The organism is Lysinibacillus sp. UBA6686 (assembly GCF_002455205.1).
In the GTDB taxonomy this organism is placed as follows: Bacteria; Bacillota; Bacilli; order Bacillales_A; family Planococcaceae; genus Lysinibacillus; species Lysinibacillus pakistanensis.
Genome location: NZ_DKJS01000078.1, coordinates 38,809 through 45,212 on the forward strand (window position 1 = coordinate 38,809; position 6,404 = coordinate 45,212).

Annotated in this window: 6 protein-coding genes; all 6 read right to left on the reverse strand. The window is 39.2% G+C overall.

Annotated elements, in window-relative coordinates; all coding sequences use genetic code 11:
* Positions 1-133 precede the first annotated feature (133 nt).
* A complete protein-coding gene (gene sucD / locus B2R82_RS21035; protein ID WP_283871148.1) occupies positions 134-1,036 on the reverse strand; it encodes a succinate--CoA ligase subunit alpha in 903 nt (300 codons plus the stop codon).
* Between the two features lie 17 nt (positions 1,037-1,053).
* Positions 1,054-2,223, reverse strand: a complete 1,170-nt coding sequence (gene sucC / locus B2R82_RS21040; RefSeq protein ID WP_286926853.1) for an ADP-forming succinate--CoA ligase subunit beta — start codon at positions 2,221-2,223, stop codon at positions 1,054-1,056.
* Between the two features lie 168 nt (positions 2,224-2,391).
* On the reverse strand, positions 2,392-2,688 hold the full coding sequence (locus tag B2R82_RS21045; RefSeq protein WP_283871146.1) for an EscU/YscU/HrcU family type III secretion system export apparatus switch protein: 297 nt from the start codon (positions 2,686-2,688) through the stop codon (positions 2,392-2,394).
* A complete protein-coding gene (locus tag B2R82_RS21050) occupies positions 2,685-4,577 on the reverse strand; it encodes a hypothetical protein (protein ID WP_286926854.1) in 1,893 nt (630 codons plus the stop codon). The genes B2R82_RS21045 and B2R82_RS21050 overlap by 4 nt, the downstream gene beginning before the upstream one ends.
* 4 nt (positions 4,578-4,581) lie before the next feature.
* On the reverse strand, positions 4,582-5,337 hold the full coding sequence (locus B2R82_RS21055) for a ribonuclease HII (protein WP_286926855.1): 756 nt from the start codon (positions 5,335-5,337) through the stop codon (positions 4,582-4,584).
* A gap of 167 nt (positions 5,338-5,504) precedes the next feature.
* Positions 5,505-6,404, reverse strand: a 900-nt coding sequence (locus tag B2R82_RS21060; RefSeq protein WP_286926856.1) for an S-layer homology domain-containing protein, incomplete at its 5' end; no start/stop codon positions are given.

A 6,404-nucleotide genomic window follows, 5' to 3' on the forward strand; every position in this document is an offset into this window, starting at 1 on the left:
AAAAACCTCCCTTTAATAATAGAAGAAAGATAAATGACCGCAATCTTTTGAGCAAGGCAGGAGAAGTACTTTAATTTAAGTCCAATTAAAGTAAAAGAAAAAGATGTAGCCACAATGTGCTACATCTTCCATTTTAATGGGTTTTACACTTTTCGTATAGCCCTTTTTCTTTAATTACTTTAATAAGTGTTTCACCAATGACAGATGGCGTTTCAGCTACTTCAATACCAGCAGCATTCATAGCCTTGATTTTTTCAGCGGCTGTACCTTTACCACCAGAAATAATAGCACCAGCATGGCCCATACGTTTTCCTGGGGGTGCAGTTTGTCCACCGATAAAGCCAACGACAGGTTTCGTCATATTTGCTTTAATCCATTCAGCAGCTTCCTCTTCAGCAGTACCACCGATTTCCCCAATCATCACGACTGCATATGTTTCTGGGTCATTATTGAAAGCTTCTAATACATCGATAAAGTTTGTACCATTGACAGGGTCTCCACCAATACCAACAGCTGTAGTCTGACCAATACCCTCTTGTGTTAATTGGTGAACAGCCTCATATGTTAATGTTCCAGAGCGAGAAACTACTCCTACATGTCCTTTTGTATGAATATAGCCAGGCATGATACCAATTTTACATTCATCTGCTGTAATAACTCCTGGACAGTTTGGTCCTACAAGGCGAGTTTTTTTACCTTCCATATAACGTTTAACCTTTACCATATCAAGGACAGGTATATGTTCTGTTATACAGATTGTTAATTCTAATTCAGCATCTACAGCTTCTAGAATTGCATCCGCAGCAAATGGAGCTGGTACATAAATAACTGATGTAGTTGCACCTGTTGCAGCTACTGCTTCTGCTACTGTATTGAATACAGGTACTCCTTCGATTTCAAGACCACCTTTACCTGGTGTTACACCTGCTACGATTTTAGTACCGTACTCAAGCATTTGTTTTGTATGGAAAAGCGCTGTTTCGCCTGTAATCCCTTGTACAATTACCTTCGTATCTTTATTAATAAATACAGCCATTATTCTCCCTGCCTTCCTTAGCCTACTAGTCCCACAATTTTTTGTGCACCGTCAGCCATTGAATCCGCTGCAACGATGTTTAAACCAGATGCATTTAAAATTTCTTTTCCAAGTTCTACATTTGTACCTTCTAAACGTACAACTAATGGCACAGCTAAGCCAATTTCTTTAGCAGCTGTTACCACACCTTCAGCGATAATGTTACATTTCATAATTCCGCCAAAAATGTTCACGAAAATGCCTTTTACGTGAGGATCAGAAAGGATAATTTTGAAAGCTTCTGTTACTTTTTCAGCTGTTGCACCGCCCCCTACATCAAGGAAGTTAGCGGGGCTTCCGCCGTAATAGCTAATTGTGTCCATTGTAGCCATAGCAAGTCCAGCACCATTAACCATACAGCCAATGTTGCCATCTAGTGAAATATAACTAAGATCATATTTAGATGCTTCGATTTCCTTTGCATCCTCTTCATCAAAGTCGCGTAATTCGACAATATCTTTATGACGATATAATGCATTTGCATCGAAATTAAATTTAGCATCTAAAGCTAAAACATCTCCTTGACCAGTGACAACAAGTGGATTGATTTCGACAATTGAAGCATCCTTATCGATAAATGCTTGATATAAGCCTAACATTAATTTAACAGCTTTCCCTACAAGGTTTGCTGGAATATTCATATTAAACGCCATACGACGTGCTTGGAAGCCTGTTAATCCAACGACTGGATCTACCACTTCTTTGAAGATTTTTTCTGGATGTGCTTCCGCTACCTCTTCAATATCCATGCCNNCCATGCCGCCCTCTTCAGATCCCATCATTGTCACACGGGATGTTGCGCGGTCTAATACTAAACTTAAATAGTACTCTTTTTGAATATCAGAACCCTCTTCAATATATAAGCGTTTTACTTCTTTTCCTTCAGGACCTGTTTGATGAGTCACTAAAATTTTACCTAGTAATTCCTTTGCGTACGTACGCACCTCGTCAAGGTTTTTAGCGATTTTTACACCGCCCGCCTTACCGCGTCCACCTGCATGAATTTGCGCCTTGACTACCGTTACATTAGAGCCAAGTTCCTTCGCTACTTTCACTGCCTCATCAGGGGAAAAAGCTACTTTTCCATTTGGTACAGCTACACCATACTTTCTCAGAATCTCTTTCCCTTGATATTCATGGATATTCATAATACATCCTCCCATCAAACATTTGCATAAAATTGTTTTACTAACATAATCTATTCTAACGAAAGATTCTGATAAAGTCTACACTTTGTCTTTTGTTCGAATTTTCTCTCTTGTTATGACATTTTCTTCTACTTCGTGTACTAAAACAGATTTTTCAAACTATCAGAATTATTTATCTTTTCTATTTTTTTGCGCATGTTGTTGATCTAAATGATAAATAAATGCAAAAACCTCCGCGACAGCTTGATACAATTCTTCCGGTATCGACTCATTTAAATCTAATTGCCCAAGTAATTGAACGAGGTTCGGATCCTCATAAATCGGCACATTGTGCTCATTTGCTCGTGCTAAAATATTTTCTGCTATTTTCCCTTTTCCTTTTGCTACGACTTTTGGGCTATCAAAACGACCTAGCTTATATGTGAGCGCGATAGCCTCTTTTCGAGTAAATTTTTCTTCACTCATACCCGGAAATCCACCCCATTATGTTCCTCCTGCTGTTCTACTACAGCGGTTATTTTTTCAGGTTTAGCTTTTTCAAATTGTTTAATAAATACTCCTGAAAGTTGATAATTTTTTTCTGCTAAGCCAATTTTTAATGCTGCTTTTAATGGTTCTGCAAGAGGAACAACGTCATTATGTTCATTAAATACTGTCACTGTTACGACACGATTTTGAACCTGCATATCAATTACGGTTTCTTTCATTGATTCCATTTGTAAATAAAATAAAATACGCGCATAATTGGCATCTATTTTTCCATCTTCCTTCATGCGTCCATTCCATTGTAGTGTTGCATCCATTTTTCTGCCGAAGAATTCTAGCGGTACTTGCATAATAAGTTGATGCTGATGCCCATTCTCTCCAGATACAAGCTGCATGCCATTCATACGAGCCATTAACATTTCTGCCGCTTCCTTCAACTGGGGTGTAATTTGGGCATCCTGCAAGAGTGTATGAAGTTGAGGCTTTAATTGATGTGCAATCACTTGTAAATCCGCAGATTTATTATTAAGTGCAGCCTCATAGCTAATACCTAGATTCTTCAATACCGTTTTTAGAGCGTGCTCCATTGCTTTATTATCCATTGAGTTTTGCACCTGTGCATCTGCCTGTGTAACCATTTGCTGAATGAAAGATTGTGGAGATTCTACACTACTTTTCATAAGATTTCTCATCCATGCTTCGCTCTGTAATGGAGTAATTACATCATTTTTTACTAATGATAATAAATGGTCCTTCACTGAAAGAGCATTACTATCCTGTGTGAATAAACGATCTGAAGCATTTTGTGCAAATGCTTTTATGAGTTGTTCCTGCATCTGCTTTGCAAAAATCTCTAATGTTTGTTTAGTAGCTGGTATTTGGTTTAGCCTATCGATTAATTGATTAATTTGCTGTTTTTGCTCATTCGTTAATAGGTTTTGGTTGGCTGTCCATGATTTAAGATCGTTGATAAGCTGATTTTTATCTTCAGGGCTTGTCGTTAGAATTGTTTGAATAACTTGTCCTGCCTGTTGAGGTTGAATTGGTTGACCAGACTTGGCTGCGTTAAGATTTGACCAATTTTGTAAAGTAGCTTGCTGAGGCACTATCCCTGCCTCTTTTAAAATATTCAAAGCTTGAATCTTTTCACTCATCGAGGCAGCTTCACTCGTTAGTAGTTGAATGGACTTCGCGAATATTAAACTACCTGTTTCTACCTCAAACGGCTTTGCAATTGCCTGTACTTGTTGCATTAGATTTTGCCTTAGGCTTTCTGGTAAAGATGTATCCTTTGCTAAAACTTGAGTAAAGTTTTCCATAACGGAATTCATCCCTGTAGTTTTTTGCCCACTAATAAGTGCTTGAAAAACTTCATTCGTCATCGGCATTTTTAGCTCTACCATTTTTTGAATCGCTTGTAGAGCATCCATTTTAGTAATGCCTTCAGGTAAAGCCTTTAACCACATTTCTGCCTGCATCAGCTGCTCTTTTGAAATCGGTAATTCCGCCTTCATAAAATGAGCTAGAAGCTGTTGCATTTCAGGTGTCTTTGGCAAATTCATAGATTCAAGTAATTGATTGATTTGTTGACTTGAAGAAGCCGTTTGTACCATCGGACCTGTCACTACTTTTAGTTCCGTTTGGGGACTTGTGCCTGTTACCTGAAAGAAATGTGTGTCTCCTGCTTTTAGCGGTGCTTCAAGCTTAGCAATAAACTTTTGTTGACCAACCTGTATTTCAGCCATTTGATCTGGATAAAGCTGCTTAACTGTCCCATGAAATAGTTGACCCTGTTTCATCGCTAACGGTTGATTCGTTGAAAGCGCCTGTGTTTGTGCTGCAATCGGATTAAATGATGTAGATGTCATATCATTACCCCTTCATCATAGATTTTATCGGTTCAAAACTTGCTCGGTGATGAATAGTCGGTCCATACTTAGCAAGTGCCTCTAAATGCTGTTTTGTGCCATAGCCTGCATGTTGCTCAAAGCCATACTGTGGAAACTCTTGTGCAAGCTTCTCCATATATTCGTCACGCGCCGTTTTCGCCAAAATAGAAGCTGCAGCAATCGCTAAGCTTTGTGCATCCCCTTTAATAATCGATTTCTGTGGTAAATTGATTGGCAGTGTCATGGCATCTGCTATAACAAAGTTCGGTTTTATTTTTAGTGTCTCTAAACTTGTGACCATTGATTGTTTCGTTGCCTCATAAATGTTGATGTCATCGATTACTTTAGTATTTTGAAAATGTATGCTATAGCTTATTGCATGCTCCCTTACTAACTTACTCATTTTTTCTCTTGTTTCTTTTGACAGTTGTTTAGAATCATTTAAGCCTAGCAATGCCTGACAATTTTCAGGTAGAATTACGGCTGCGGTAACGACAGGGCCTGCTAATGGTCCACGCCCAGCCTCGTCTATGCCAGCAACTAGCTGGCCAAATTGTGCATCAAATGCAATTTTCGCATCATGCTCCCGTTGTAATTGTTGCTTTTTTTCCATGCGCTTTAAAAACTGCTGCCACGCTTTCTGTACGCCTGCTCGTCCGTCTTGCTGGACGGTATCCATCCACGGCTCATGTGCTGTAGCAGCTTTTAAAGCAGTTGTAATTTCTTTTATTGTTTGCATTGTAGTATTACCTCATCTCTCTTATGTATATCGGCTTGTTTTTTTAATTATATAACAAAATAAAGATAGGGCTTGTAAGGAAAGAAATGCATTTCCCTACAGCCCTTTTTCATTTCTGTAAAATTATAAATTATATGTTATTTCCTGTATCCTAGCAAGAGAAAATTTTATTGCTGCATAATACGATATAAAAAAGCCACGAACTGTGCACGTGTCACATGCTCATTTGGTCGAAATTTACCATTATCTCCAAGCGCGATCCCTTCACGCTCTAGCACAGCAATATAACCTGCACTCCAATGATGACTATCTACATCGGCAAATGAACTTGTGCCCTCTGGTGTTAAACCTAGTACACCAACAAGAATCTTCGCAAGTTGCGCGCGCGTCATCTTTTCTGTTGGTCGGAAAGCCCCATTTGTCCCATCAATAATTCCTGCCTGTTGCAACGTAATAATCGCATCATAATAAGGATGTGTTGAGGAAACATCAGAAAAATCATGTGTTGCTCGTAGTGGTTTAAATGGAAACGCTCTTGTCAATAGTGCCGCTACGTGCATACGGCTAATCGGTACATTCGGACGGAAAGTGCCATCCTCATAGCCTTGAATAATGCCTAGTTTGACTAGCTCTTCAACCATCTCGTTTGCCCAATGATGATCCATATCACTGTAAGTTACTACTGGCTTTGGCAGTTGTGGTTGCTGAGGTTCTTGTGGTGTTTCGGATTCTTCCACTGGCAATGCAGTCCATTTCGCATAAAGCGCTATATTCTCACGAACAAGTGTCTCTTTACCCCACGGTTTTGTAAACGCTGCATCCAGATACCAGCCATCAAAACGGAAACCTTCTTTTGTTGGGATAGGTAATTCGCTCACCTTTGTATTGTATGCAATTTCGATTGGTACTAGCGTTGTGCCACCATTTGTATCCAGTGTGATTTTTACAGGTGCTGGGGATAAAATATTATCGTTTGGTGATATGGTGCCATCACCTAAATTTGGTGAGCTTGCTAATTTTACCTGTACCTTTGCTACACTACTCTTTGCTGTGGCTGTCTTGCTACC